General features: G+C 65.3%; 24 protein-coding genes and 1 pseudogene. 6 read left to right on the forward strand and 19 right to left on the reverse strand.

Annotated features, from left to right (window positions below):
• The coding region (locus tag E8F12_RS13190) for a gamma-aminobutyraldehyde dehydrogenase (RefSeq protein WP_280324903.1) at nt 1-1,188 on the forward strand (1,188 nt) is incomplete at its 5' end.
• Nucleotides 1,189-1,356: 168 nt separating this feature from the next.
• Complete coding sequence (locus tag E8F12_RS13195) at nt 1,357-1,833, forward strand: ester cyclase (RefSeq protein ID WP_280325703.1); 477 nt, start codon at nt 1,357-1,359, stop codon at nt 1,831-1,833.
• A gap of 99 nt (nt 1,834-1,932) precedes the next feature.
• Here E8F12_RS13195 and E8F12_RS13200 read toward each other — a convergent pair whose 3' ends face one another.
• The 8 genes from E8F12_RS13200 to E8F12_RS13235 form a co-directional block, all read right to left on the reverse strand.
• Complete coding sequence (locus E8F12_RS13200; RefSeq protein WP_280325704.1) at nt 1,933-2,925, reverse strand: cysteine synthase A; 993 nt, start codon at nt 2,923-2,925, stop codon at nt 1,933-1,935.
• 60 nt (nt 2,926-2,985) lie between these two features.
• Nucleotides 2,986-3,423, reverse strand: coding sequence for a nucleoside deaminase (locus tag E8F12_RS13205; protein WP_280325705.1), 438 nt, complete (start codon nt 3,421-3,423; stop codon nt 2,986-2,988).
• 34 nt (nt 3,424-3,457) lie between these two features.
• Entirely contained in the window at nt 3,458-5,173 is a 1,716-nt protein-coding gene (locus E8F12_RS13210) for a SulP family inorganic anion transporter (RefSeq protein ID WP_280325706.1), read from the reverse strand.
• Nucleotides 5,174-5,256: 83 nt separating this feature from the next.
• A complete protein-coding gene (locus E8F12_RS13215) occupies nt 5,257-5,670 on the reverse strand; it encodes a VOC family protein (RefSeq protein ID WP_280325707.1) in 414 nt (137 codons plus the stop codon).
• A gap of 29 nt (nt 5,671-5,699) precedes the next feature.
• Entirely contained in the window at nt 5,700-6,122 is a 423-nt protein-coding gene (locus tag E8F12_RS13220) for a YciI family protein (protein WP_280325708.1), read from the reverse strand.
• Between the two features lie 376 nt (nt 6,123-6,498).
• The gene (recJ, locus tag E8F12_RS13225; RefSeq protein WP_280325709.1) at nt 6,499-8,214 is read right to left on the reverse strand and encodes a single-stranded-DNA-specific exonuclease RecJ; all 1,716 of its coding nucleotides are present in this window, start codon (nt 8,212-8,214) and stop codon (nt 6,499-6,501) included.
• A 98-nt stretch (nt 8,215-8,312) separates the two neighbouring features.
• Entirely contained in the window at nt 8,313-8,852 is a 540-nt protein-coding gene (locus E8F12_RS13230) for a YaeQ family protein (RefSeq protein WP_280325710.1), read from the reverse strand.
• Between the two features lie 80 nt (nt 8,853-8,932).
• Nucleotides 8,933-10,087, reverse strand: coding sequence for a GGDEF domain-containing protein (locus E8F12_RS13235; RefSeq protein ID WP_280325711.1), 1,155 nt, complete (start codon nt 10,085-10,087; stop codon nt 8,933-8,935).
• A 200-nt stretch (nt 10,088-10,287) separates the two neighbouring features.
• On the opposite strand from E8F12_RS13235, the gene E8F12_RS13240 reads away from it, so the two are divergent.
• Nucleotides 10,288-11,487 (forward strand): CaiB/BaiF CoA-transferase family protein, encoded by a 1,200-nt coding sequence (locus E8F12_RS13240; protein ID WP_280325712.1) that lies wholly within the window; start codon nt 10,288-10,290, stop codon nt 11,485-11,487.
• A 196-nt stretch (nt 11,488-11,683) separates the two neighbouring features.
• Here E8F12_RS13240 and thrC read toward each other — a convergent pair whose 3' ends face one another.
• From thrC to xerD, 4 genes are all read right to left on the reverse strand, one after another.
• The gene (thrC, locus tag E8F12_RS13245) at nt 11,684-13,093 is read right to left on the reverse strand and encodes a threonine synthase (protein ID WP_280325713.1); all 1,410 of its coding nucleotides are present in this window, start codon (nt 13,091-13,093) and stop codon (nt 11,684-11,686) included.
• 88 nt (nt 13,094-13,181) lie between these two features.
• Nucleotides 13,182-14,486 carry a homoserine dehydrogenase gene (locus E8F12_RS13250; protein WP_280325714.1) on the reverse strand — a complete coding sequence of 435 codons (1,305 nt, stop codon included), beginning with the start codon at nt 14,484-14,486 and terminating at the stop codon, nt 13,182-13,184.
• Nucleotides 14,487-14,596: 110 nt separating this feature from the next.
• Entirely contained in the window at nt 14,597-15,325 is a 729-nt protein-coding gene (locus E8F12_RS13255; RefSeq protein WP_280325715.1) for a thioredoxin fold domain-containing protein, read from the reverse strand.
• Between the two features lie 250 nt (nt 15,326-15,575).
• The gene (gene xerD / locus E8F12_RS13260) at nt 15,576-16,472 is read right to left on the reverse strand and encodes a site-specific tyrosine recombinase XerD (RefSeq protein ID WP_280325716.1); all 897 of its coding nucleotides are present in this window, start codon (nt 16,470-16,472) and stop codon (nt 15,576-15,578) included.
• A gap of 278 nt (nt 16,473-16,750) precedes the next feature.
• Here xerD and E8F12_RS13265 point away from each other — a divergent pair, with 278 nt between their 5' ends.
• On the forward strand, nt 16,751-17,431 hold the full coding sequence (locus tag E8F12_RS13265; protein ID WP_280325717.1) for a hypothetical protein: 681 nt from the start codon (nt 16,751-16,753) through the stop codon (nt 17,429-17,431).
• Nucleotides 17,432-17,493: 62 nt separating this feature from the next.
• Here the strand turns inward: E8F12_RS13265 and E8F12_RS13270 are convergent, their stop codons facing one another.
• The 7 genes from E8F12_RS13270 to E8F12_RS13300 all read right to left on the reverse strand — a co-directional run bounded on the left by E8F12_RS13270 (nt 17,494) and on the right by E8F12_RS13300 (nt 21,861).
• Nucleotides 17,494-17,925 carry an acyl-CoA thioesterase gene (locus E8F12_RS13270; RefSeq protein WP_280325718.1) on the reverse strand — a complete coding sequence of 144 codons (432 nt, stop codon included), beginning with the start codon at nt 17,923-17,925 and terminating at the stop codon, nt 17,494-17,496.
• 193 nt (nt 17,926-18,118) lie between these two features.
• Complete coding sequence (gene rplS / locus E8F12_RS13275) at nt 18,119-18,469, reverse strand: 50S ribosomal protein L19 (RefSeq protein WP_077526761.1); 351 nt, start codon at nt 18,467-18,469, stop codon at nt 18,119-18,121.
• 44 nt (nt 18,470-18,513) lie between these two features.
• A complete protein-coding gene (trmD, locus tag E8F12_RS13280) occupies nt 18,514-19,266 on the reverse strand; it encodes a tRNA (guanosine(37)-N1)-methyltransferase TrmD (RefSeq protein WP_280290416.1) in 753 nt (250 codons plus the stop codon).
• 9 nt (nt 19,267-19,275) lie between these two features.
• Nucleotides 19,276-19,812 carry a ribosome maturation factor RimM gene (gene rimM, locus E8F12_RS13285; RefSeq protein WP_280325719.1) on the reverse strand — a complete coding sequence of 179 codons (537 nt, stop codon included), beginning with the start codon at nt 19,810-19,812 and terminating at the stop codon, nt 19,276-19,278.
• Nucleotides 19,813-19,820: 8 nt separating this feature from the next.
• Nucleotides 19,821-20,072: a 30S ribosomal protein S16 gene (gene rpsP, locus E8F12_RS13290; protein ID WP_280325720.1), complete on the reverse strand. Its 252-nt coding sequence runs from the start codon at nt 20,070-20,072 to the stop codon at nt 19,821-19,823.
• Nucleotides 20,073-20,220: 148 nt separating this feature from the next.
• Nucleotides 20,221-21,594 carry a signal recognition particle protein gene (gene ffh / locus E8F12_RS13295; protein ID WP_280325721.1) on the reverse strand — a complete coding sequence of 458 codons (1,374 nt, stop codon included), beginning with the start codon at nt 21,592-21,594 and terminating at the stop codon, nt 20,221-20,223.
• Nucleotides 21,595-21,720: 126 nt separating this feature from the next.
• Nucleotides 21,721-21,861, reverse strand: coding sequence for a hypothetical protein (locus tag E8F12_RS13300; RefSeq protein WP_280325722.1), 141 nt, complete (start codon nt 21,859-21,861; stop codon nt 21,721-21,723).
• Nucleotides 21,862-22,120: 259 nt separating this feature from the next.
• On the opposite strand from E8F12_RS13300, the gene ccsA reads away from it, so the two are divergent.
• Both ccsA and E8F12_RS13310 read left to right on the forward strand, forming a co-directional pair.
• Nucleotides 22,121-22,921, forward strand: coding sequence for a cytochrome c biogenesis protein CcsA (ccsA, locus tag E8F12_RS13305; protein WP_280325723.1), 801 nt, complete (start codon nt 22,121-22,123; stop codon nt 22,919-22,921).
• A 151-nt stretch (nt 22,922-23,072) separates the two neighbouring features.
• Nucleotides 23,073-23,753, forward strand: a pseudogene (locus E8F12_RS13310) (transporter associated domain-containing protein); the annotation flags it as partial.
• Between the last annotated feature and the right edge of the window lie 80 nt (nt 23,754-23,833).

The raw sequence follows: 23,833 nt of genomic DNA on the forward strand, positions 1-23,833 counted from the left end.
GAACTCGCCCGCCTGGAATCGCAGAACTGCGGCAAGCCCTACACCGCCGCGCTGAACGACGAGCTGCCGGCCATCGCCGATGTGTTCCGCTTCTTCGCCGGCGCCAGCCGCTGCATGAGCGGTTCCGCCGCTGGTGAATACCTGCCCGGCCACACCTCGATGATCCGCCGCGATCCGATCGGCGTGGTCGCCTCCATCGCGCCGTGGAACTACCCGCTGATGATGGCCGCCTGGAAACTCGGCCCGGCCCTGGCCGCCGGCAACACCGTGGTGCTGAAACCCTCCGAGCAGACTCCACTGACCGCCCTCAAGCTCGCCGAATTCATCAACGAGCTCTTCCCCGCCGGCGTGGTGAACCTGGTCTTCGGCCGCGGCCCGAGCGTCGGCGAACCGCTGACCACCCACCCGAAAGTGCGCATGGTCTCCCTCACCGGCTCGGTCGCCACCGGCTCGCGGATCATCGCCGGCACCGCCGACAGCGTGAAACGCATGCACATGGAACTGGGCGGCAAGGCCCCGGTGATCATCTTCGACGATGCCGACATCGACGCCGCCGTGGAAGGCATCCGCACCTTCGGTTTCTACAACGCTGGGCAAGACTGCACCGCCGCCTGCCGCATCTACGCGCAGCAGGGCATCTACGACAAGTTTGTGGCCAAGCTCGGCGAGGCCGTGGGCAGCATCCAGACCGGCCTGCAGGACGACCCGGCCACCGAACTCGGCCCGCTGATCACCGAGCAGCACCTCGCGCGCGTCGAAGGCTTCGTCCAGCGCGCCAGCGCCGTGCCGCACATCCAGGTGGTCACCGGCGGTGCGCGCGTCGCCGGCCCCGGCTTCTTCTTCCAGCCCACGGTGCTGGCTGGCGCCCGCCAGGACGACGAGATCGTCCGCCGCGAGGTGTTCGGCCCGGTGGTCTCGGTCACCGCCTTCGACGACGAGGAGCAGGTACTGGCCTGGGCCAACGACTCCGACTACGGCCTGGCCTCCTCGCTGTGGACCGCCGATGTCGGTCGCGCCCACCGCCTGTCCGCGCGCCTGCAGTACGGCTGCACCTGGGTCAACACTCATTTCATGTTGGTCAGCGAAATGCCCCATGGCGGGGTCAAGCACTCCGGCTACGGCAAGGACATGTCCATGTACGGCCTGGAGGACTACACCGCCGTGCGTCATGTGATGTTCAAGCATTAATCGGCTGTTCGCTCTTCCTTGTGGGGGCGACTTCAGTCGCTAAGCAGGCCGCAGGCCTGCCCTGGGAGCAACCAGGGGGCAGCTGCGTCGCCCTTCGCGAATGAATTCGCCCCCACAGGAAGAACAGATTCGCTTCACCGGCACCATCACTCACCAGGAGAACGATCAATGCGTAACACCTTGCGTAATTTCAGCTTCATCCTGCTTTGCGCCATGGCCGGGATGGCCCAGGCGGCCGACGATGCCAAGGCCATAGTCGACGGCTACATGGCCGCCTGGAACGCCCACGACGTCGACAAGGCCGCCAGCTTCCTGGCCGAGGACGCCGTCTACTTCGACGCCACGGTCGGCACCCCGCAGCAGGGCCGCGCGGCCGCGCGCGACAATGTGATCAAGGTGTTCATCACGGCCGTGCCGGACCTCAAGTGGAAGATGACCAGCCAGCCCATCGTCAGCGCCGATGGCATCGCCTTCCAGTGGGAGTTCGCCGGCACCAACAGCGGCGCGTGGAGTGCCGAGACCCCGGCCACCAACAAGCCGCTGAAATTCGAAGGTGTCAGCTTCGTGCGGGTCAAGAACGGCAAGATCACCTACCAGGGCGACTACTACGACGCCCTCGGTTTCAACAAGCAACTCGGCTGGTAAGGTCTTCCCCCTTCTCCCTGACGGGAGAGGGGGGCCTTTCGTAGGGTGCGCTGCGCGCACCAGAACTTCCGCGCGGACTATCGGTGCGTACGGTGCACCCTACCCGACGGCAATACCGGCGGCTTCCGCCAATCCCTTCTCCTGCAACCACTGCGAATTGAACAGGCGCCCCGCATAGAGCCCGCCACGGTCGCACAACAGCGTGACGATGGTGTGCCCCGGCCCCAGCTCGCGGGCCACCTGCACGGCAGCCGCCAGGTTGATGCCGGAGGAGCCGCCGACGAACAGCCCCTCCTCTCGCAGCAGGCGGTAGACCATGGCCACGCAGGCCGGGTCGTCCACCTGCACCGCGTCGTCTATCGGCGTGCCTTCGAGGTTGGCGGTGACCCGGGTAGTGCCGATGCCTTCGGTGATGGAGCTGCCCTCGGCCAGCAGTTCGCCCGTTTTCACCCAGTTGTACAGCGCGCTGCCCATGGGGTCGGCGAGGACGATGCGCACCTTGGAATCACGCTCCTTGAGGTAGCGCGCCACGCCGGCCAGGGTGCCGCCGGTGCCGGTGGCGCAGACGAAGGCATCCACGCGGCCGCCGGTCTCGGCCCAGATTTCCGGACCAGTGGTCGCATAGTGGGCCTGGCGGTTGGCGATGTTGTCGAACTGGTTGGCCCAGATGGCGCCCGGCAGTTCGTCGGCCAGCCGGCCGGCGATCTTCTGGTAGTTGTCCGGGTCCTTGTAGGGCTTGGGCGGCACTGGCCGCACCTCGGCACCCAGGGTGCGCAGCAGGTCGAGCTTTTCCGGAGACTGGTTGTCCGGGATCACGATGATGCAGCGGTAGCCTCGCGCCGCGCAGATGTGCGCCAGGCCGATACCGGTATTGCCGGCAGTGCCTTCGACTACTGTGCCGCCCGGTGCCAGGCGGCCCTGGCGCTCGGCGTCTTCGAGGATGAAGCGGGCGGCGCGGTCCTTGACCGAGCCGCCGGGGTTGAGGAATTCGGCCTTGGCCAGGATCTCGCAGCCGGTCTCGTCACAGAGCCGGCCGAGACGCAGTAGCGGCGTGTTGCCGACGCTGCCGATAAAACCGTCGCGGATCGCCATGCCGCACCTCCGGGAAGTCGCATGGGGACGAACAGTTTCAGTCTAGACCCCACCCTCCTCTCACTCCCCGATGTCTTCGTTCCACAACTCCGGCCGGGCCGCGATGAAATCCTCCATCAGCTTCACGCACTCGGCGTCCTGCAGAACCTCCAGTTGCACGCCACGGGAGCGCAGCAGTTCTTCCTCGCCCAGGAAGGTACGGTTCTCGCCTATCACCACCCTGGGGATGCCGTAGAGCAGGATGGCGCCACTGCACATGGAGCAGGGCGAAAGCGTGGTGTAGAGCACCGCCTCGCGATAGACGCTGGCAGGCTGGCGCCCGGCGTTCTCGAAGGCGTCCATCTCGCCGTGCTTGATCGCACTGCCCTCCTGGATGCGGCGGTTGTGGCCGTGGCCGATGATGCGGCCCTTGTGGACGATCACCGAGCCGATGGGAATCCCGCCCTCGGCCAGGCCCTGACGGGCTTCTTCGATGGCGGCTTGCATGAAGGGGTCCATGGTCATTCCTTGTGTGAATTGCCTGTTGTCCTGTTTACGCGACCGGATCGGGCTCCTGCAAGGCTTGCCCGCCCTGCTTCGCCAACCAGATCCGATAGGCGTTGATCCCCGCCCGCACCGAGCTGAACACCAGCGGCGGTTTCAGCTCGCCCAGCTGCCCCGAGCGCTGCAGCAGGTCGTAGGTCGGCCCCAGCAGCCGGGCGAAACCCAGGTAGACGCCCTTGGCCGCCAGGGTCTGCTGCACCTCATACAGGGTGGCCAACCCCGTGAGGTCGAGGTTGATCATGGTTTCGGCGTTGATCAGCACGGCGCGGGGGTGGTCTGTCTGCTCCACCAGGCGCAGCAGGCGCTGCTTGAAGTAGTCGGCGTTGAAGAACAGCAAGGGCGCATCGAAGCGGTAGATCAGGAGGCCCGGCAAGGTGCTGGCCTGTGGGAAACGCCCCAGCTCCACCTGCCCGTCCACTCCCTCCATCCAGCCAAGCAACGCGTCGCTGGGGCGGTAGGTGAAATACAGCATGCGCAGCAGGGCCAGTGCCACGGCGACGAAGATGCCGGGCAGCACGCCGACGCCCAGCACACCCACCGTGGTCAGCAGGCAAAGGCCGCACTCGAAGCGGCTGAGACGCCAGAACGCCTTCATCGCGCCGACGTCGATCAGCCCCCAGCCCGCCAGCATCAGCACCGCGCCCAGTGCGGCGATGGGTACCCAGCCGAGGGGCTCGTGGAGGAACACCAGCACCGCGACTATCACCAGCGCCACCACCACGCTGACCATCTGGGTCTTGCCGCCCACCAGGTCGTTCACCGCGGTGCGCGAGTCGGCGCCGCTGATGACGAAGGCCTGGGACACCCCGGCGCCGACGTTGGCCAGGCCCAGGGCGAAGAATTCGTGGTTGGCGTCGATGGCGTAGCCGTGGCGGGCGGCGAAGCTACGAGCGGTGAGCATGGCGCTGCAGAAACTGACGATAGTGATGCCGGTGGCGTCGCGCAGCAGGCCGAGCAGCTCCTGGTAGTTGGTGCGCGGCCAGCTCAGCTCCGGCAGGCCGGCCGGGACCTCGCCCAGCAGCGCCACGCCGTGGCGGTCCAGTTGCAGCCAGGCGGCAGCCACGGAAGCCAGCACTATCGCCACCAGGGCCGTCGGCAGCCTCGGCCAGCGCCGCGGCAGCAGGATCATCAGCAACAGGGTGGCGGCGCCCAGGGCGAGCGTCGGGAGGTGGGTGCTGGCCAGATTGCGGATCATCGCCAGCAGACCGGCGATGAAGCCGCTGGTCTCGCTCTGGTAGCCCAGCAGCTTGCCCAACTGGCCGGCCAGCAGGCTGAGGCCGATGCCGTTGAGGTAGCCGACCAGGATCGGCCGCGACAGGAAGCTGGCGATGAAGCCGGCGCGGATGAAGCCGGCGAGGATCGACAACAGGCCGACCATCACCGCGACAATCATCGACAGGTGCATCAGCCGTTGCGGATCACCGGCCGCCAGTGGAGTGATGGCGGCGGCCACCATGGCCGCAGTGGCGGCATCGGGCCCGACCATGAGCTGCCGGGAGCCGCCGACCAAGGCGTAGATCAGCATCGGCAGGATGCAGGCGTAGAGCCCGACCTGGGCCGGAAAACCGATGATCTGGGCGTAGGCGATGGCGGTCGGAATCTGCACGGCGGCGACCGACAGGCCGGCAGTGAGGTCGGCCCGCAACCAGTCGCGACGATACTGGAAATTGCTGGCGCGCTTGCGCAGCCGTTGAAGCGGTCGCATCGGATCGGTCCTTGGGCGGTTCGATCCTGAAAAGCTTATCAACGGCGCCGGGATTTTCCCGGCGCCGCGCTCACTTTTGAGAATTATTGATCCTTCTCGCAGTTGATCATCCAGGGCACTCCGAACTGGTCCATCAGCATGCCGAAGCGTGCAGCCCAGAAGGTCTTCTCCAGGGGCATCTGCACCTGGCCACCCTCGGCCAGGGCGTTGAACACCCGCTCGGCCTCGGCAATGCGGTCGACGTTGATCGAAATGCTGATGCCACTGATGCCCTCGAACGGCGCCTGGGGCGGGCAGTCAGAACCCATGATCACCTGGTCGCCCACCGCCAGGCGGGCATGCATGATCTTGTCGCGGAACGCCTCGGGCACCTCATTGCAGGCCGGGCTTTCAGCGAAGGTCAGGAAGGCTTCCAGGGTGCCGTTCAGCACCTTGGCGTAGAACTGAAAGGCGGGGCCGCATTGGCCATCGAAGGTCAGGTAGGGATCGATTTTCATGACTGTCTCCTGTCGTCGGGTTACAGCGGTCACTGCTGTTTGGCTTTCTCGAAGACGCGCTTTTCCTGCTCGCGCAGCTCGGGGGTGAATTCTTCACCGAAGTCCTCGGCTTCGAACACCTGGCGGATTTCTATTTCCGACTCGGTCGGCATGGGGTTGGGGCAGCGCTTGACCCATTCGATGCACTCTTCCAGGGAGTTGACCTTGAACAGCCAGAAGCCGGCGATCAGTTCCTTGGTTTCGGCAAAGGGGCCGTCAATCACGCTGCGGTCCTTGCCCTTGAACACGACCCTCGCCCCTTTGGAGCTGGGGTGCAGACCCTCGCCAGCAAGAAGGATGCCGGCATTCACCAACTCTTCGTTGTACTGGCCCATGGCCGCGAGCAGCTCGGTGCTGGGCATCTCGCCGGCTTCGGATTCCTTTGTGGCTTTGACTATCACCATGAAGCGCATTGTTGTTCTCCTGTCGGGTGGCATGAACGCCAGACTGAGGCCCTTTCCTGCTGGCTGTGCGTATTGGTCGTTGGGGAAACGACGGGATCGACAGCAACCCGAAAATTTATTCGGGGGCGCGGGACTGGATCAGCGTAGACCCTGACGGGGAGGATGCGAGGACGGGGTGACGGGTGAACGGAGGCGGGGTGATCGAATGGACGGAGCCAGCGGGGTCCCAGCTTCCGTCCGGGCTACGGCGCGTCGTAGGTTGGTGCTGAGCCTGCGAAGCCCAACATTCTCTGGCAGGGCTTCGTTGGGCTTCGCTTCGCTCAGCGCCAACCTACAAGAGCTTCGCGAACGAATTCGCTCCTACAGGAGAACAGCTGGCGCGGGATCAACGCGGGGCTATGTGCGCCACCATCAGCTGCACGCTTTCCTGGCCGCGGTACTCGTTGACGTCCAGCTTGTAGGCCAGTTCGGCCCAGCGCACGGTGGGGTTGGGCCACAGCTCGCGGTCGATGTTGAAGGCGATGCCATCCAGCTGCAGGGAGCCGCATTCGCTTTTCAGCACCAGCTTGAGGTGGCGTTCGCCGACGAGACGTTGCTGGACGATCTGGAACACGCCGTGGAACAGCGGCTCGGGGAAGTGCTGGCCCCAGGGGCCGGCCAGGCGCAGGGCGCGGGCCAGTTCCAGGTGAAACTCCTGGATGCTCAGCTGGCCATCGGAAAGCAGGCGGCCGGTGAGGTCGTCCTCACAGAGCTGGCGGCGGGTCTCGGCGTCGAAGGCGGCGGCGAAGGCGCCGAAGTTTTCCACAGGCAGAGACAGGCCGGCGGCCATGGCATGGCCGCCGAACTTGCTGATCAGGCCCGGATGGCGCGCGGCCACCGCGTCCAGCGCGTCGCGGATATGGAATCCCGGTACCGAACGCGCCGAGCCCTTGAGCAGGCCGTCGCCGGCATCGGCGAAGGCGATGGTCGGGCGGTGATAACGCTCCTTCAGGCGCGAGGCGAGGATGCCGATCACGCCCTGGTGCCAGTCCGGCTCGAACACGCATAGGCCGAAGGGCATGTCCTCGATGGGCAGGTTCTTCAGTTGGGCCAGGGCCTCGCGCTGCATGCCCTGCTCGATGGCCTTGCGGTCCTGGTTGAGCTGGTCCAGCTGCACCGCCATGTCGCGGGCCAGGGCTTCGTCCTCGCAGAGCAGGCATTCGATGCCCAGGCTCATGTCGTCCAGGCGGCCGGCGGCGTTGAGGCGCGGGCCGAGGATGAAGCCGAGGTCGGTGGAGGTGATGCGCCCGGCCGGCCGCCCGGCGACTTCAAGGATCGCCTTGAGACCCGGCCGCGCACGACCGGCGCGGATGCGCGCCAGGCCCTGGTGGACCAGGATGCGGTTGTTGGCGTCCAGCGGCACCACGTCGGCGACGCTGCCGAGGGCGACCAGGTCGAGCAATTCGCCCAGGTTGGGCTCCTTGAGGCCGGCACGGGCGAACCAGTCCAACTCGCGCAGGCGCGCACGCAGGGCCAGCAGCACGTAGAAGATGACGCCGACGCCGGCCATCGCCTTGCTGGGGAACTCGCAGCCTGGCTGGTTGGGATTGACGATGGCGTCCGCCGCGGGGAGCTCGTGGCCCGGCAGGTGGTGGTCGGTGACCAGCACCTTGAGCCCGGCGGCCTTGGCCGCGGCCACACCTTCGACGCTGGAGATGCCGTTGTCCACGGTCACCAGCAGGTCGGGTTGGCGCGTCAGGGCGACGGCGACGATTTCCGGGGTCAGGCCGTAGCCGTACTCGAAACGGTTGGGGACCAGGTAATCCACATGGGCTGCGCCGAGCATGCGCAGGCCGAGCACGCCCACGGTGCTGGCGGTGGCGCCGTCGGCATCGAAGTCGCCGACATAGAGAATGCGCTGGCGCTGCTCCAGGGCCTCCACCAGCAGGGCCACCGCGCCCTCGATGCCCTTGAGCAGCTGGTAGGGGATCAACCGCGCCAGGCTCTTGTCCAGTTCGGCCGCGGACTGCACACCACGGGAGGCGTAGAGGCGGGCCAGCAGCGGCGGCAGGTCGCCCAGGTCGGGCAGGACATCGGGCAGGGCGCGGTGTTCGATACGCATGGACGATCCAATCGTTGACTCGACTTCCCCTCTCCCTCCCGGGAAAGGGCCTAGGGCAAGGACCTGGGCCCTTGCCCGGAAATCCTCCGGATTTCCGCTCAGCGTTCCCCGGCCAGCCACTCCAGGGGAATTTCGTGCTGGCCGCGCTCATCGGTGATGAACAGCGAACCGTCGCTGATCATCACGCTCCAGCTGACCGAACGCGGCAGGTCGCGGGCCAGCTCTTCCAGGGCTTCCTGCTGCACGGCAACGACGTTGATGTTCTTCAGGCTGCGCACGCCGTCCAGCACCTTGGTCTGCCAGACCCGCAGGTTGCCGTAGGTCACCAGGCTGAAGCGCTCGGTACGGCGCGAACACCAGGTGATGCGCTCAGCGTCCGGCTGGCCCACTTCGATCCAGTGCAGCACGCGGTCGTCCAGGCTCTTTTCCCACAGCGCCGGCTCGTCCACATCCGACAGGCCACGGCCGAAAGCCAGTTGCTCGTGGTACCAGAGGACGTAGGCGATCAGGCGCACGGCCAGACGCTCCTCGGTTTCCGACGGGTGCTTGGCGACGGTGAAGCGCAGGTTCTCGTAGACGCTGCGATCGAGGTCGGTGAGGTTGAGTTCGACTTTGTAGGGGGTCGCTTGGAGGGCCATGGCGGGCTTCTTGATGATCAGCGGAGGGCGGCAAGTCTACCTTGAATCCACCACCTTGGCTGGGCCATCCGGCTATTCGGCTATTCGGCAGGATATCGCTGGATGCGGTTGCGGCCCTTGTCCTTGGCTACGTAGAGCGCGTCGTCGGCCATGGAGAGCAGGCGGAACAGGTCGTATCCGGCGTCACTGGAGCTGACGATGCCGATGCTGACGCTGAGCTCGCCCGGTTCCTGGAACGGCAGCTCGGCGAACTCCCGGCGGATGCGCTCGGCCACCTGGGCGCCGGCCTCGTCGTCGGCGTCGGCCAGCAGGCAGGCGAACTCCTCGCCGCCGATGCGGCCGAACACGTCCTGCTTGCGCATGCTGCCGACCGCGATGCGGCTGAAGGCCACCAGGGCTTCGTCGCCGGTGGCATGGCCATAGTTGTCGTTGAGGCGCTTGAAGTGGTCGAGGTCGCAGAGCATCAGGGCGACGGGCTCGCCGCGGTGCTCGCAGCTTTCCAGCAGGTACTCGCCGGAGGTCATGAAGGCGCGGCGGTTGCCGACGCCCGTCAGCGGATCGCAATAGGCGGCCGCGCGGAACTTCAGCTCGGCGCGCTCCTTGACCATGGCCAGGGTGACGAAGGCGATGCCGATGGCGTAGAGCAGGGTCTCGAACACCAACAGGGAGAAGAAGCTGGTGCCCTGCCCGGCGCTGGCCACCGCCTGGTCGAAGGGCATGCCGCGGTCGACCACTATGCGCACGCAGTAGAAGGCCGTGTGAAAGAGCGTCAGCACCAGGGCCGGCATATAGGCCACTTCCAGGCTCTTGCGGCTGCGCCAGAGTTCGAAGGCGCTGAGCCCGGCGTAGGTGACGGTCATCATCGAGCCGAGCACCACCCGCACTGTCAGTGACTCGTAGAAGGCCGGGTTGAGGCAGAGCAGTACCCAGATCGCCGCGCCGGCGCAGATGCCCGGGAGGTGCGGCTGGCGCCCGGCGAACACGCGCATGGCGGTCCAGTTCATCGCCCCGCAGAGCTGCAGCGCCACGTTGCCGATGACCAGGGGCACGAAGTCCATGCCGATGCCGCGCAGGCTGCCGAGCACCGTGGCCAGCGCGCCGAGCAACAGCATGGCGGACAGGTAGCCGAGGGTCGGCTCGCGGCGGCCACGGCGCCAGGCGTGGAGCATGAGGATGCCCACCAGGGCGAGGATGTAGATATCCACAAGCACCAGGGTGGGGATGTTCAGTTGCATGTGCCCTCCTCCCAGTGCGGACCGGGCGACAAGTGGCAGGGCATTGCACGGCGGGTTGGCATGGCGGTCGGCGCGCGCGAATGAGGGTCCTGCAAGAACTTTAAGTCGGCCTGGAAGGGGGCGCCAGCGGCAATCCGGGCTGTTCGCTGTCGGCCCCACGGGGTAGAGTCGCCGCCATCGCCTGGCCCATGGAAATTCCGATGAACGCCCCTGCCAAACCCCTCGCCGGTCTCAAAGTGATCGAACTCGGCACGCTGATCGCCGGCCCCTTCGCCTCGCGCCTGTGCGCCGAATTCGGTGCCGAGGTGATCAAGATCGAGTCGCCCGACGGCGGCGACCCGCTGCGCAAGTGGCGCAAGCTCTACGAAGGCACCTCGCTCTGGTGGTTCGTGCAGGCCCGCAACAAGAAGTCCCTGACGCTGAACCTCAAGCATCCCGAGGGCCAGGACATCCTCAAGAAGCTGCTGAGCGAGGCGGACATCCTGATCGAGAACTTCCGCCCCGGCGTGCTGGAGAAGCTGGGCCTGGGCTGGGAGGTGATCCACGCCCTGAACCCGAAACTGGTGATGGTGCGCCTTTCCGGATTCGGCCAGAGCGGTCCCTACAAGGACCAGCCGGGCTTTGGCGCGGTCGGTGAATCCATGGGCGGGTTGCGCTACATCACCGGTTTCGAGGACCGCCCGCCCGTGCGCACCGGCATCTCCATCGGCGACTCCATCGCCGCCCTCTGGGGCGTGATCGGCGCGCTGATGGCGCTGCGCCACCGGGAAGTCAACGGCGGCACTGGCCAGGTGGTGGACGTGGCGCTCTACGAGGCGGTGTTCGCCATGATGGAAAGCATGGTCCCGGAGTTCGACGTGTTCGGCTTCATCCGCGAGCGCAGCGGCAACATCATGCCGGGCATCACGCCCTCATCCATCCACACCGCCGCCGACGGCCGGCATGTGCAGATCGGCGCCAATGGCGATGCCATCTTCAAGCGCTTCATGCAGGCCATAGGCCGCGATGACCTGGCCAATGACCCGACGCTTGCCAGCAACGATGGCCGCGACGCACGCCGCGACGAGCTCTACGGCGTGATCGACCGCTGGGTGGCATCGCTGCCCCTGGAAGACGTGCTGGCGGTGCTGAACCGCGCAGAAGTGCCGGCCAGCCGCATCTTCTCCGCCGAAGACATGTTCAACGACCCGCAATTCCTCGCCCGGGAGATGTTCGTCTCGGCAAAGCTGCCGGACGGCAAGCCCTTCAAGATGCCGGGCATAGTGCCCAAGCTCTCCGAGACCCCAGGCTCCAGCGAATGGATAGGCCCGGAGCTGGGCGAGCACAATGCCGAGGTGCTCGGGGCCCTGGGCTACAGCGCCGAGCAAGTGGCGGCGCTGAAGGCCGACGGGGCGATCTGATCGCTCTGTAGGTTGGGCTGAGCGCAGCGAAGCCCAACCTACAGAGCACCGTTGGGCTTCGCGTAGCTCAGCCACAACCTACGGGGCAGCTGCGCGTCCCTTGGTGAATGAATTCGCCCCTACAAGGAATCTCCTCACACGCACAAAAAAGGCCGGCCCCTTGCGGGAGCCGGCCTTTTCGTTTCTGAAGCCAGGCTTACAGCGGCTTGCCGCGGTTGCCATGCTGGCTGACGAAGGCCTGAATCTGCTTCAGGTCGTTCGGCAGCACGGTGCAGCGTTCCTCGCGCTGGAACAGGTCGGCGAGGTGCGGCGGCAGCGCCGGAGACTGGCCGACGCCGGCCTTCTCCACGGCTTCCGGGAATTTCACCGGGTGGGCGGTGCCCAGGGTGACCATCGGGGTGGCCAGGCTGCGGCGACATTCGCGGGCGGCGCGGACACCGATGGCGGTGTGCGGGTCGAGCAGCTCGCCACACTCGTTGAACACCTCGGCGATGGTCTCGCAGGTGGCTTCGTCATCCACGGCCAGGGAATCGAACAGCTTGCGCGCTTCGGTCCAGCGGTCTGCCTCGACGCTGAAGCCGCCGCCCTGCTTGAAGGTATCCATCAGGCTGGCGATGGCGGCACCGTTGCGGCCGTGCAGGTCGAACAAGAGGCGCTCGAAGTTGGACGACACCATGATGTCCATGGATGGCGACAGGGTCGGGTGCAGGGTGTCTTTGACGTACTGGTTGCCGCTCATGAAGCGGTGCAGGATGTCGTTGCGGTTGGTGGCGACGATCAGTTGGCTGATGGGCAGGCCCATGTTGCGCGCCAGGTAGCCGGCGAAGATGTCGCCGAAGTTGCCGGTCGGTACCGAAAACGCCACGGAACGGGCCGGGCCGCCGAGCTGGATGGCCGCGTGGAAGTAGTAGACGATCTGGGCCATGATCCGCGCCCAGTTGATCGAGTTGACCGCCACCAGCCGGGTGCCCTTGAGGAAGCCCTGGTCGGCGAAGCTGGCCTTGACCATCTCCTGGCAGTCGTCGAAGTTACCCTCGACCGCGATGTTGTGGATGTTGTCGCCGAGGATGGTGGTCATCTGCCGGCGCTGCACTTCGGACACGCGGTTGTGCGGGTGCAGGATGAAGATGTCGACGTTCTCGCAGCGGCGGCAGCCTTCGATGGCAGCCGAACCGGTGTCGCCGGAGGTGGCGCCCAGGATTACCACGCGCTCGCCGCGCTTGACCAGCACGTGGTCGAGCAGGCGGCCGAGCAGCTGCAGGGCGAAGTCCTTGAAGGCCAGGGTCGGGCCGTGGAACAGTTCCAGCACCCACTCGTTGCCGTTCAGCTGGCGCAGCGGCGCCACGGCGTTGTGGTCGAAGGCGCCGTAGGTTTCTTCGAGGATCTTCTTGAAGGCGGCGTCATCGATGCTGCCGGCGACGAAGGGGCGCATCACACGGAAGGCCAGCTCAAAGTAGGGCAGACCGGCCCAAGAGGCGATTTCTTCCTGGGTGAAGCGCGGCAGGTTTTCTGGTACGTAGAGGCCGCCGTCGCTGGCCAGGCCAGCCAGCAGCACGTCTTCGAAATTCAGGGCAGGTGCCTGGCCGCGAGTACTGATATAGCGCATGTCTTAAAACCTTGGTTTCGAGCTGCCGGCAGCGGCGGGTCGCTCGAGGGATCGCCCCGGCGTCGCCCCGCCACTGCCTGGCGGCTGCTTAGTTCAGTTGCTCGACGCGGATGCGCACTACGCTGCCTACCACGTCATCCAGAGCTTCCAGCGCGGCGATGGCGTCGTTGACGCGCGCTTCGACGACCCGGTGGGTAACCAGGATCATCGGCACCAGGCCGTCGTGCTCTTCGACTTCTTTCTGCATGATCGATTCGATGTTGATGCCGCGCTCGGAGAGGATGGTCGCGACCTGCGCCAGCACGCCCGGGTGGTCCTTGGCCTGGATACGCAGGTAGTAGGCGCTCTCGCAGGCCTCGATCGAAAGGATCGGGTGGTCGGACAGGGAGTCCGGCTGGAAGGCCAGGTGCGGCACGTGGTTTTCCGGGTCGGTGGTCAGGGCACGGACCACGTCCACCACGTCGGCGACCACGGCGGAAGCGGTGGCTTCCATGCCGGCGCCGGCGCCGTAGTACAGGGTGCTGCCAGCGGCGTCGCCATTGACCATCACCGCGTTCATCACGCCGTTGACGTTGGCGATCAGGCGGTCGGCCGGGATGAGGGTCGGATGCACGCGCAACTCGATGCCGCTGTCGGTACGGCGGGCGACGCCCAGGTGCTTGATGCGGTAGCCCAGGGCTTCGGCGTAGTTGACGTCGGCGCTGGTCAGTTTCGAGATGCCTTCGGTGTAGGCCTTGTCGAACTGCAGCGGGATGCCGAAGGCGATGGATGCCAGGATGGTCAGCTTGTGGGCGGCATCGATGCCTTCGACATCGAAGGTCGGATCGGCCTCGGCGTAACCCAGGGCCTGGGCTTCCTTCAGCACGTCTTCGAAGGCGCGGCCTTTTTCGCGCATTTCGGTGAGGATGAAGTTGCCGGTGCCGTTGATGATGCCGGCCAGCCAGTTGATGCGGTTGGCCGAGAGGCCTTCGCGGATTGCCTTGATCACCGGGATGCCGCCGGCTACGGCGGCCTCGAAGGCGACCATGACGCCTTTCTCGCGGGCCTTGGCGAAGATCTCGTTGCCGTGCACGGCGATCAGCGCCTTGTTGGCGGTGACCACATGCTTGCCGTTCTCGATGGCTCTCAGGACCAGCTCGCGGGCCTGGGTGTAGCCACCGATCAGCTCGATGATGATGTCGATTTCCGGGTTGTCGACCAGCTCGAAAATGTCCGCGGTGATGGGGGTGGCACCGGTATCGCATTTCGGGTTCGGACGACGGGCGGCAATCTGCGCAACCTCGATTCCACGCCCGGCACGGCGGGCAATCTCCTCGGCGTTGCGATTGAGTACGTTGAAGGTGCCGCCACCGACGGTCCCCAGGCCACAGATGCCTACTTTTACCGGCTTCACGCTGAACTCCCCATCATCACTGCGAAAACGGCCGGGAGTGTCCCGGCCGAGGAAAAGAGCCGCACTTTACGAAGCGGCTGTTTATTGGTCAATCAAGCTGGATACCCGGATTACTTGGCTTCGAGGGCAAGTTTGGCCAGCTGCGGTGCCGGCTGGTAACCGGGGATCATCTGGCCATTGCCGAGCACGATGGCCGGGGTGCCGTTGACGCCGATCATCTGGCCCAGCTGGAACTGCTTGGCTACCGGGTTTTCACAGGTGGCGGCCGGCAGTTCTCCGCGGGACTTGGCCTTGTTCATGGCGGCCTGGCGGTCCTTGCTGCACCAGACGCTGACCAGGCTGTTATAGCCGTGGCTGCCGATGCCCTGGCGCGGGAAGGCGACATAGCGCACTTCGATGCCACGACGGTTCAGCTCGGGCACTTCGCTGTGCAGCTTCTGGCAGTAACCGCAATCGGTGTCGGTGAACACAGTGATATGGGCCTTGGCCGGCTCCTTGGGCGAGAACACCACCATCTCGCTGGCGGGGATGGCATTGATCTCCTTGGCGATGGAGCGGCTTTCGGCCTGCTCAGTGAGGTTCACCGGCTTCCCGTCCTTGACCTGGTAGAGATAGCCCTGCATCAGGTACTGGCCGTCGGCGCTGGTGTACAGCATGCGGCCGCCCTTGAGCTGGACCTGATAGACGCCGGTCATCGGGCTTTCGCCGATGGATTCGATGGGCAGGCCAAGCTCCAGGGCGGCAAGAGTCTTGCGGATGGCCTGGTCCGGGTCGTCGGCGAGGCTGAAGGTGCTGGCCAGGCCGAGGGCCAGACCGGCGATAAGACGGGTCACGCGCATGGGTACTCCTGTCGAGCGGCGGACGTAAGGGAATCGGCCAAGCCTACCACAGAAGGCCGTGGGCGCAGCCGCCGGATGCCCGGCGGGCGCTATCGGTGGTTCGCAGGGCGACGCAGAGTCAAGGTCAGCTTCCTTCCCGACATCTTCCTTCTCGGCATCCCTGCCGCCGCTTAATCGCAGGACTCGCCCCCGGCCCGGCGATCCATGGCCGGGCGTTCGCCGGCGCGACGCATGCGTCGCCTTTTCCGGCTCACCCACGGGGATGATGGCGAGCGTGCAGCTCCTGCAGGCGCGCCTGGGCAATGTGGGTATAGATCTGGGTCGTGGAAAGGTCGCTGTGGCCGAGCAGCATCTGCACCACGCGCAGGTCGGCGCCATGGTTGAGCAGGTGGGTGGCGAAGGCGTGGCGCAGGGTGTGCGGCGACAGGGATCTGGCGATACCAGCCACCTGGGCCTGGTGCTTGATCCGGTGCCAGAAGGTCTGGCGGGTCATCTGCTCGCCGCGCAGGCTGGGGAAGAGCACATCGCTGGGCTTGCCATCGAGGAGGAAGGGCCGCGCTTCGCGCTGGTAACGCTCGATCCAGGCGATGGCTTCCTCACCCAGGGGTACCAGGCGCTCCTTGCTGCCCTTGCCGAACACCTTGAGCACGCCCTGGCGCAGGTTGACCTGCTCCAGGGTCAGGCCCACCAGTTCGCTGACCCTCAGGCCGCAGGCGTAGAGCACCTCGAGCATGGCGCGATCGCGCAGGCCGATGGGGTCTTCCAGGTCGGGGGCTTCCAGCAGGGCTTCGACATCCGCCTCGGACAGCGACTTGGGCAGCGGCCGCCCCAGCTGCGGCAGGTCCACCTGCAGGGTGGGGTCTTCGGTTATCAGGTTCTCGCGCAGCAGGAAGCGGTAGAAGCCGCGCAGCCCGGAAAGAAAACGTGCCGTGGAACGGGCCTGGTAGCCCTCGCCCAGGCGCCAGGCCAAGTGGTCGAGAATGAGGTCGCGACCGGCCTTGTCCAGTTCCAGGCCACGCTCATGGAGCCAGCCGTTGAAATGCGCGAGGTCGCTGCGGTAAGCCGAGCGGGTGTGGGCGGACAGGCCTTTCTCCAGCCACAGGGCGTCGAGGAAACGGTCGATCAGGGGATGGTCTAGCGCGGGCATGGATGACTGCTTCAAATAGGCGACGCGCTAGTCTTTCATAGCGCTGCATTGCATTTCATCCCTGACATGGAGTCCTGATGAGCGAACACCATCCCGAGAAGGACCGGACCCTGGTGTCTCTGATGGAAACCGAAATGGAACCCGGTGTTACCGCCGATCGTGTCCTGGCCCAATCACACTGACAGGCGGCAAGGCCAGCCTATCCTTAGTCTGGTGACAGGGTCGGGCCGGCAGCGGATGATTTCACCTTGATATCACATCACCGCCGGTATCGGACCATGGCCAACCAACAGAACTCCCGCCTGGGACAGATCCTCGTCAGCAAGGGTCTGATCACAACCCAACAGCTGGACGCCGCAATCAAGATGCAGCTCACCAGCAGGATGCGACTGGGTGAAGTACTGATAGCGCAAGGCCTGCTGACCCAGAAGCAACTGACCAAGGCCCTCAAGAAGCAGAGCAACCTGCGTCTGGCGGCCACCCTCGTGGCCGCGTTTATGAGCCCCTTCCAGATGGCCGGCGCCGACATCCAGCGCATGCAGCCCCCTACCAGCATCAGCCGCCAGGAAACCCCTCGCGGCCTGCGTCCGCTGAGCGACCTGGAAATGAGCCGTGTCAGTGCTCAGGGACTGGACGAAGTGCTGCAGGGCCTGTTCCTGCAATCGGAGAGCGGCGATGGCCTGGGCGCAGTGAAGCAACTCGCGAAACTGGTAATGCCGGTGCTGGACAGCCTCGACGCTGAGACTTCGATGCAGGACGTGGTCTACGACACCAGCAGGATGACCTCGGTGGTCAACCCGGACGGCTCGGTGAACCTGCGCCTGCCCAGCTCCATCGGCGAACTGCGCCTGGAGAACATCCGCGTGGCCGGTTCAGCGCAAAACCAGAGCTTCGGCAGCCTGACGCTGAACAACATCGATCTGACCCAGGCGTCGCTGAAGATCAGCATGCGCAACTGACAGGAAGCTACTCGTGGAGCGAATTCATTCGCGAAGCAATTCGCTCCCACTGTTGCCCGCGATCAGTTCGCTGCCTCGGCCGCCTGGGGAAACTCCGGCAGGACCCGTACGGGGCGCTTGTCGTCGTCGATGGCGACGAAGCTGAACAGGCCGCTGATGGCCTTCTCGCGGGTGGCGTTGTACATCTCCTCGACGAACACCTCGACCTCCACCTTGAGGCTGGTGTTGCCCACCTTCACCACGCGCCCCACCAACTCGACTATGGAGCCGGCCGGGATCGGGTGCTTGAAGTCGATGCGGTCGCTGGACACCGTCACCAGCGGCAGGCGGCAGAAGCGCGTGGCGGTGATGAAGGACACTTCGTCCATCCAGGCCAGGGCGGTGCCGCCGAACAGGGTGTTGTGATGGTTGGTGCTGGGCGGGAATACCGCCTTGGTCACCCGGCTTTCGGACAGCGCGGTCCGGCGGGCGATTTCTTGCTCTCTCGGGGTCATGCCACTACTACCTGAATCGACTCTATGTGGCTGCCATTCTTGCGGCGACTCTTGTCGTTGTTGTGCGCTGCCGGATCGGGCAGGAACTTGGCACGCCAGTGGAGGCGTGCGGGCGCGGATCATCCTCCGCGCGCAGGCAAGAAAAAACCCGCCGAGGCGAACCTGGGCGGGTTTTTCCGGAAAGCTGAGCCGATTAGGCCAGCTTCTCCTTGATACGAGCTGCCTTGCCGGACAGGTCGCGGAGGTAGTACAGCTTGGCCTTGCGCACGTCGCCGCGGCGCTTGACGCTCAGGCTGTCGACCAGCGGGGAGTAGGTCTGGAAGGTACGCTCAACGCCTACGCCGTTGGAGATCTTGCGCACGGTGAAGGCGCTGTTCAGGCCGCGGTTACGCTTGGCGATGACCACACCTTCGAAGGCCTGCAGACGAGCACGGTCGCCTTCCTTCACTTTCACTTGAACGATTACGGTGTCGCCCGGGGCGAAAGCCGGAATCTCTTTGTTCATTTGTTCAGCTTCGATCTGCTGAATGATCTTGTTGGTCATCGCTATGCTCCTAAGACAGGCCTTCTGGGCGTGCCATCGATACGTTAACTATCGTTCCGCTGGCGGATGTATTCCTCCAGCAGCTTTTTCTCTTCTCCAGAAAGCGAGCGGCAATCCAGAAGATCGACCCGACGTTCCCAGGTGCGCCCAAGCGCCTGCTGCAAACGCCATCGCCGGATGTGTTCGTGGTTGCCGCTGAGCAGCACCTCAGGAACACGCTTGCCTGCATACAACTCCGGTCGGGTGTAGTGCGGGCAATCGAGCAGGCCATCCGTGAAGGAGTCCTCCTCGGCGGAGTCCGCGTGGCCCAGCGCGCCGGGCAGCAACCGCGTCACCGCATCGATCAGCACCATGGCCGGCAGCTCACCGCCGGACAGGACGTAATCGCCAATCGACCATTCCTCATCGACGTGCTCCTCGATGAAGCGTTCGTCGATACCTTCGTAGCGCCCGGCAATGAGGATCAATGCTTCCTCGTTCGCCAGCTCGCGCACGGCCGCCTGCTTCAGCTGGCGCCCTTGCGGCGAGAGGTAGATCACCTTCGCCCGTTCCCCCGCCGCTGCCTTGGCTGCCGCCAGGGCCCGTTCCAGGGGCTGGATCTTCATCACCATGCCGGGGCCACCGCCGAAGGGCCGGTCGTCCACTGTCTGGTGGCGGTCCTCGGTGAAGCTCCGCGGATTCCAGCAGTTGAGCTTGAGCAGCCCCTGCTTCACCGCACGGCTGGTGATGCCGTATTCGCTGATGGCGGCGAACATCTCGGGAAAGATGCTGATGACTTCGACCTGCATGCTCTTCATGTCAGGCCCTCAGAAATCAACGTCCCATTCCACCCGCATCTCACCGACATCCAGATCGATCGACAGCACGCACTGCTCCGTGTAGGGCAGCAGGCGTTCACGATCGTCGAGGCTGCCAGCACAGGGCTTGACCACCATCACATCGTTGGCACCGGTCTCCAGCAAATGATCGATCCGGCCGAGCAATTGCCCGTCCTGGTTGATCACGTTGAGACCTTCCAACTGGTGCCAGTAGAACTCGTCATCGTCGAGCTCCGGCAGTTCGCTGACGGGAACGCAGACTTCGAAACCTGCGTAGGTACGGGCGACTTCGCGGTCGTCCAACCCCTTCAGCCTTACTACCAGGACCTTGCCGTGCACGCGTCCGCTGACGACTTCGACCTGCTTTACCTCGTTGTCACGCTTGAGCGTCCAACGGCGGTAATCGAGCACGTTATCCAGCGGATCGGTGAAGGAGTAGACCTTCACCTCGCCACGTACGCCATGCACCGAGAAAATCTTGCCGAGAACGATGAGTTCATCGGCGGGAGCCGGCGTCGTGCTCATAAGGATGCTTAGGCAGCAGCCTTGGCAGCTTCCTTCAGCAGCTGAGCAACGCGCTCAGACGGCTGGGCGCCCTGGCTCAGCCAGTAGCTGACGCGCTCCTGGTTCACGGAGAGCTTCACTTCCGAACCGGTGGCGACCGGGTTGAAGAAGCCGATGCGCTCTACGAAGCGACCGTCGCGCGCATTGCGGCTGTTGGTCACGGTCAGGTGGTAGAAGGGGCGCTTCTTGGAGCCGCCACGGGCAAGACGGATGGTTACCATTGAACTTCGTTCCTATAGTCGGTGCTTTTCAAGCTGTGCACACACATGGGCCATGGGCCCGAAAGGCCGCATATTCTAAGGATTATCCGGCCGATTGCAAATCTCTTTTATGGGCCACCTGTCGGTGGCGGTATCAGGAGCCCGAATCTCACATCTTCGGCATGCCGCCGGGGAACATGCTGCCCATGCCGCGCATCATCTTGGCCATGCCGCCCTTGGCGGTGACCTTCTTCATCATCTTCTGCATCTGCTTGTGCTGCTTGATGAGACGGCCGACATCCTGCACCTGGGTGCCGGAGCCCAGCGCGATGCGGCGCTTGCGCGAGCCGCTGATCATTTCCGGGTCGCGGCGCTCGCCCGGGGTCATGGAGTTGATGATCGCCTCCATCTGCTTGAACTGCTTCTCCGCCGCGCCCTGGGCATTGCCCATCTGCGCGAGGTTGACGCCGCCGAGCATCGGCAGCTTGTCCATCAGGCCACCGAGGCCGCCCATGTTCTTCATCTGTTGCAGCTGGTCGCGGAAGTCTTCAAGGTCGAAGCCCTTGCCCTTCTTGATCTTCTTCGCGAGCTTCTCGGCCTTCTCCCGATCCATGGTCTGCTCGGCCTGCTCGATCAGGCTGAGCACGTCGCCCATGCCGAGGATGCGCGAGGCCACGCGGTCCGGGTGGAAGGGGTCGAGGGCTTCGGTCTTCTCGCCCATGCCGAGGAACTTGATCGGCTTGCCGGTGATGGCACGCACCGAGAGCGCGGCGCCGCCACGGGCATCACCATCGACCTTGGTCAGCACCACGCCGGTCAGCGGCAGTGCGTCGTTGAAGGCCTTGGCGGTGTTGGCAGCGTCCTGGCCGGTCATGGCGTCGACCACGAACAGGGTCTCGACCGGCTTGATGGCGGCGTGGACCTGCTGGATCTCGCCCATCATCTCGGCGTCGATGTGCAGGCGACCGGCGGTGTCGACGATGACGACGTCGATGAACTTCAGCTTGGCCTCGCGGATCGCCGACTGGGCGATATCCACCGGCTTCTGGCTGGTGTCGGAGGGGAAGAAGGTGACGCCGATGTCAGTGGCCAGGGTTTCCAGCTGCTTGATCGCCGCCGGGCGGTAGACGTCCGCCGAGACCACCAGCACCGACTTCTTCTTGCGCTCCTTGAGGAAGCGCGCCAGCTTGCCGACGGTGGTGGTCTTGCCCGCGCCCTGCAGGCCGGCCATCAGGATCACCGCCGGCGGCGCGGCGTTCAGCGCCAGGTCTTCGTTGGCGGCGCCCATCAGCTCCACCAGCTCGGCCTGGACGATCTTCACGAAGGCCTGGCCGGGGGTCAGGCTCTTGGAAACCTCGGTACCGACCGCGCGTTCCTTGATCTTGTTGACGAAGTCCTTCACCACCGGCAGGGCGACGTCGGCCTCGAGCAGGGCCATGCGCACCTCGCGCAGGGTGTCCTTGATATTGTCCTCGGTCAGCTTGGCCTTGCCGGTGACATGGCGCAGCGTCTGTGAGAGGCGATCTGTTAGGTTTTCGAACATGCGCGGACCTATTCGGCTCGATGCGGACATCGGAGGATTTGCGGAGGCCGCGAGGCAGCGGCTGAATAGCGCGTCATTCTAGGTATTTTCTGGTGCGGGGGAAATCCCGCCGCCCGTCGGCCCGGATCAGAACTGCAGGCGGAGCATGTCCGCCAGGCGTCGATTCTCGGCCTGCGGCGAGCGCACGCAGGCCTTCAGCGTGCGCCGCAGGCAATCGATGAAGCACAGCGAAGCCTGGTCCAGCGCCTGGTCACGCAGCCAGATCACCGACTTGTCGCCCGGCTTCGCGCAGTGCTTCGCCGCCGGCCTGGTACATCTTCGCGGCCAGCCTGCTCGCCCTGGTCGGCTTGCGGCTCGCCCCGGAAACCGCCGGCAAGGACCTCGACTAGCACCCTCGCTCTGGCCGACCCGCCCTGCGCGGACCGGCGCCGGTGCGCTCGCTCGGTCCAAGCGGGCGCGACGTCTTTAAGCTGGGCGCGGTCTGTGCCACACTCACCGACTTTCGGGCCCGCGATTACAAGGACTTATGCATCCCCTGCTGCCCAGCCTCATCGCTGCTGTTCTCTACCTCGGCGCCACCACCTACCAGAGCTTCAACCTGGCCAGGCGCACCTCGCCGAGCAAACCCCTGCTGCTGCTGCTCGCCGCCCTGGCGCTGGCGACCCAGGCCGCCTGCCTGTCCCAGCAGCTGCTGACCCCTGCCGGACTGGTGCTGGACTTCTTCAATGCGGCCAGCCTGATCGCCGCCGCGGTGATCCTGCTGACCCTGCTGTCCTGCCTGCGCATACCGGTGGAAAACCTGCTACTCCTGCTGCTGCCCCTCGGCGCCCTGACGGTGCTGGCCGCAGCCCTGGTGCCCGGCGGCACCGTCCAGGCCATCAACGAAGGGCCGGGAATCCTGGCGCACATACTGCTGTCGATCCTGGCCTATGGCCTGTTGACCATGGCGGTGTTCCAGGCCCTGCTGCTGCTCCTGCAGGACCACCAGCTCAAACACAAGCACCCGTCCGGGCTGATCAAGAACTTCCCCGCGCTGCAGACCATGGAAAGCCTGCTGTTCGGCTTCCTCTGGGCCGGCTGGGGCCTGCTTTCGCTGTCGCTGCTGTCAGGCTGGCTGTTCGTCGACAACCTGTTCGCCCAGCACCTGGCGCACAAGACCATCCTTTCCTGCATCGCCTGGGTCGTATTCGGCGTGCTGCTCTGGGGCCGCCACCAGCTCGGCTGGCGCGGGCACAAGGCCATACGCTGGACCCTGGCGGGCTTCTGCCTGCTGATGCTGGCCTATTTCGGCAGCAAGCTGGTCCGCGAATTCATCCTTCACGTCTGAGCCGCACATGCACGGATTGCTCGCCGGCCTCCTCCTTGGCATCACCCTCTCCCTGGTTGCCGGCGCGATAGTCGCCTGGCTGGCGACCCGGCGCCGCCACGGGGTGGAGATCCAGCCACAATCGCGCCTGCCGGTGGCAGTGGCCGATGCGCTGCAACGGGTCACCATCAGCTCCATCATGATTCCCCGCAGCGAGATCCAGGGCATCGACCTGAATGCCTCGCCGGAGGAACTCCTCGCCCAGTTGCAGAACGCCACCCACACCCGCCTGCCGCTCTACCGCGAAGACATCAACCAGATCGAAGGCATCCTCCACTTGCGCCAGTTGCCGCGGCTGCTGACCGAAGGCCTGCCGAGCGCCGAGACCTTGATGACGGTGAGCCGGGACACCTACTTCGTGCCGGAAAGCACGCCGCTGCTGACCCAACTGGTCAATTTCCAGAAACAGAAGCGCCGCCTCGGCATCGTGGTGGACGAATACGGCGACGTGGTCGGCCTGGTCAGCCTGGAGGACATCTTCCAGGAACTGGTGGGCGAGTTCGGCAGCCTGGAAGACTTCGCCCCCAATCCCGGCATCCAGGCCCGCGACGACGGCCGCTACGAGCTGGACGGATCCCTGCACCTGCGCGAACTGAACCGGGTGCTCGGCTGGCACCTGCCCTGCGACGGCCCCAAGACCCTCAACGGCCTGGTCACCGAAGCCCTGGAACAGATTCCCGACTGCAGCGTGTGCCTCAAGGTCGGCCCCTACCGCCTGGAAATCCTCCAGTCCGGCGAAAACCGCGTACAGCGCGTGCTCGCCTGGCGCGCCGGCCTTACACCAAAGGCCTAGTGGCCGGGGCTCGGCCCCCTTCCTATAATCGGCCGAGGCTTACCTGCCCTCCCCCGGCCCCAGTCGCCACCCGCGACGCC

This window comes from Pseudomonas sp. BN102 (assembly GCF_029871245.1).
Classification (GTDB): Bacteria; Pseudomonadota; Gammaproteobacteria; order Pseudomonadales; family Pseudomonadaceae; genus Metapseudomonas.

Excerpts from the sequence above, each read along its gene's own strand:
- rpsP (WP_280325720.1), bottom strand. The coding sequence starts at position 20,072 with ATGGTAACCATCCGTCTTGCCCGTGGCGGCTCCAAGAAGCGCCCCTTC.
- ffh (WP_280325721.1), bottom strand. The coding sequence starts at position 21,594 with ATGTTCGAAAACCTAACAGATCGCCTCTCACAGACGCTGCGCCATGTC.
- E8F12_RS13195 (WP_280325703.1), top strand. The coding sequence starts at position 1,357 with ATGCGTAACACCTTGCGTAATTTCAGCTTCATCCTGCTTTGCGCCATG.
- E8F12_RS13265 (WP_280325717.1), top strand. The coding sequence starts at position 16,751 with ATGGCCAACCAACAGAACTCCCGCCTGGGACAGATCCTCGTCAGCAAG.
- E8F12_RS13205 (WP_280325705.1), bottom strand. The coding sequence starts at position 3,423 with ATGGACCCCTTCATGCAAGCCGCCATCGAAGAAGCCCGTCAGGGCCTG.
- E8F12_RS13255 (WP_280325715.1), bottom strand. The coding sequence starts at position 15,325 with ATGCGCGTGACCCGTCTTATCGCCGGTCTGGCCCTCGGCCTGGCCAGC.
- xerD (WP_280325716.1), bottom strand. The coding sequence starts at position 16,472 with ATGCCCGCGCTAGACCATCCCCTGATCGACCGTTTCCTCGACGCCCTG.
- thrC (WP_280325713.1), bottom strand. The coding sequence starts at position 13,093 with ATGCGCTATATCAGTACTCGCGGCCAGGCACCTGCCCTGAATTTCGAA.
- trmD (WP_280290416.1), bottom strand. The coding sequence starts at position 19,266 with ATGAAGAGCATGCAGGTCGAAGTCATCAGCATCTTTCCCGAGATGTTC.
- E8F12_RS13210 (WP_280325706.1), bottom strand. The coding sequence starts at position 5,173 with ATGCGACCGCTTCAACGGCTGCGCAAGCGCGCCAGCAATTTCCAGTAT.
- recJ (WP_280325709.1), bottom strand. The coding sequence starts at position 8,214 with ATGCGTATCGAACACCGCGCCCTGCCCGATGTCCTGCCCGACCTGGGC.
- E8F12_RS13230 (WP_280325710.1), bottom strand. The coding sequence starts at position 8,852 with ATGGCCCTCCAAGCGACCCCCTACAAAGTCGAACTCAACCTCACCGAC.
- rimM (WP_280325719.1), bottom strand. The coding sequence starts at position 19,812 with ATGAGCACGACGCCGGCTCCCGCCGATGAACTCATCGTTCTCGGCAAG.
- E8F12_RS13240 (WP_280325712.1), top strand. The coding sequence starts at position 10,288 with ATGAACGCCCCTGCCAAACCCCTCGCCGGTCTCAAAGTGATCGAACTC.
- rplS (WP_077526761.1), bottom strand. The coding sequence starts at position 18,469 with ATGACCAACAAGATCATTCAGCAGATCGAAGCTGAACAAATGAACAAA.
- E8F12_RS13200 (WP_280325704.1), bottom strand. The coding sequence starts at position 2,925 with ATGGCGATCCGCGACGGTTTTATCGGCAGCGTCGGCAACACGCCGCTA.
- E8F12_RS13215 (WP_280325707.1), bottom strand. The coding sequence starts at position 5,670 with ATGAAAATCGATCCCTACCTGACCTTCGATGGCCAATGCGGCCCCGCC.
- E8F12_RS13270 (WP_280325718.1), bottom strand. The coding sequence starts at position 17,925 with ATGACCCCGAGAGAGCAAGAAATCGCCCGCCGGACCGCGCTGTCCGAA.
- ccsA (WP_280325723.1), top strand. The coding sequence starts at position 22,121 with ATGCATCCCCTGCTGCCCAGCCTCATCGCTGCTGTTCTCTACCTCGGC.
- E8F12_RS13220 (WP_280325708.1), bottom strand. The coding sequence starts at position 6,122 with ATGCGCTTCATGGTGATAGTCAAAGCCACAAAGGAATCCGAAGCCGGC.
- E8F12_RS13235 (WP_280325711.1), bottom strand. The coding sequence starts at position 10,087 with ATGCAACTGAACATCCCCACCCTGGTGCTTGTGGATATCTACATCCTC.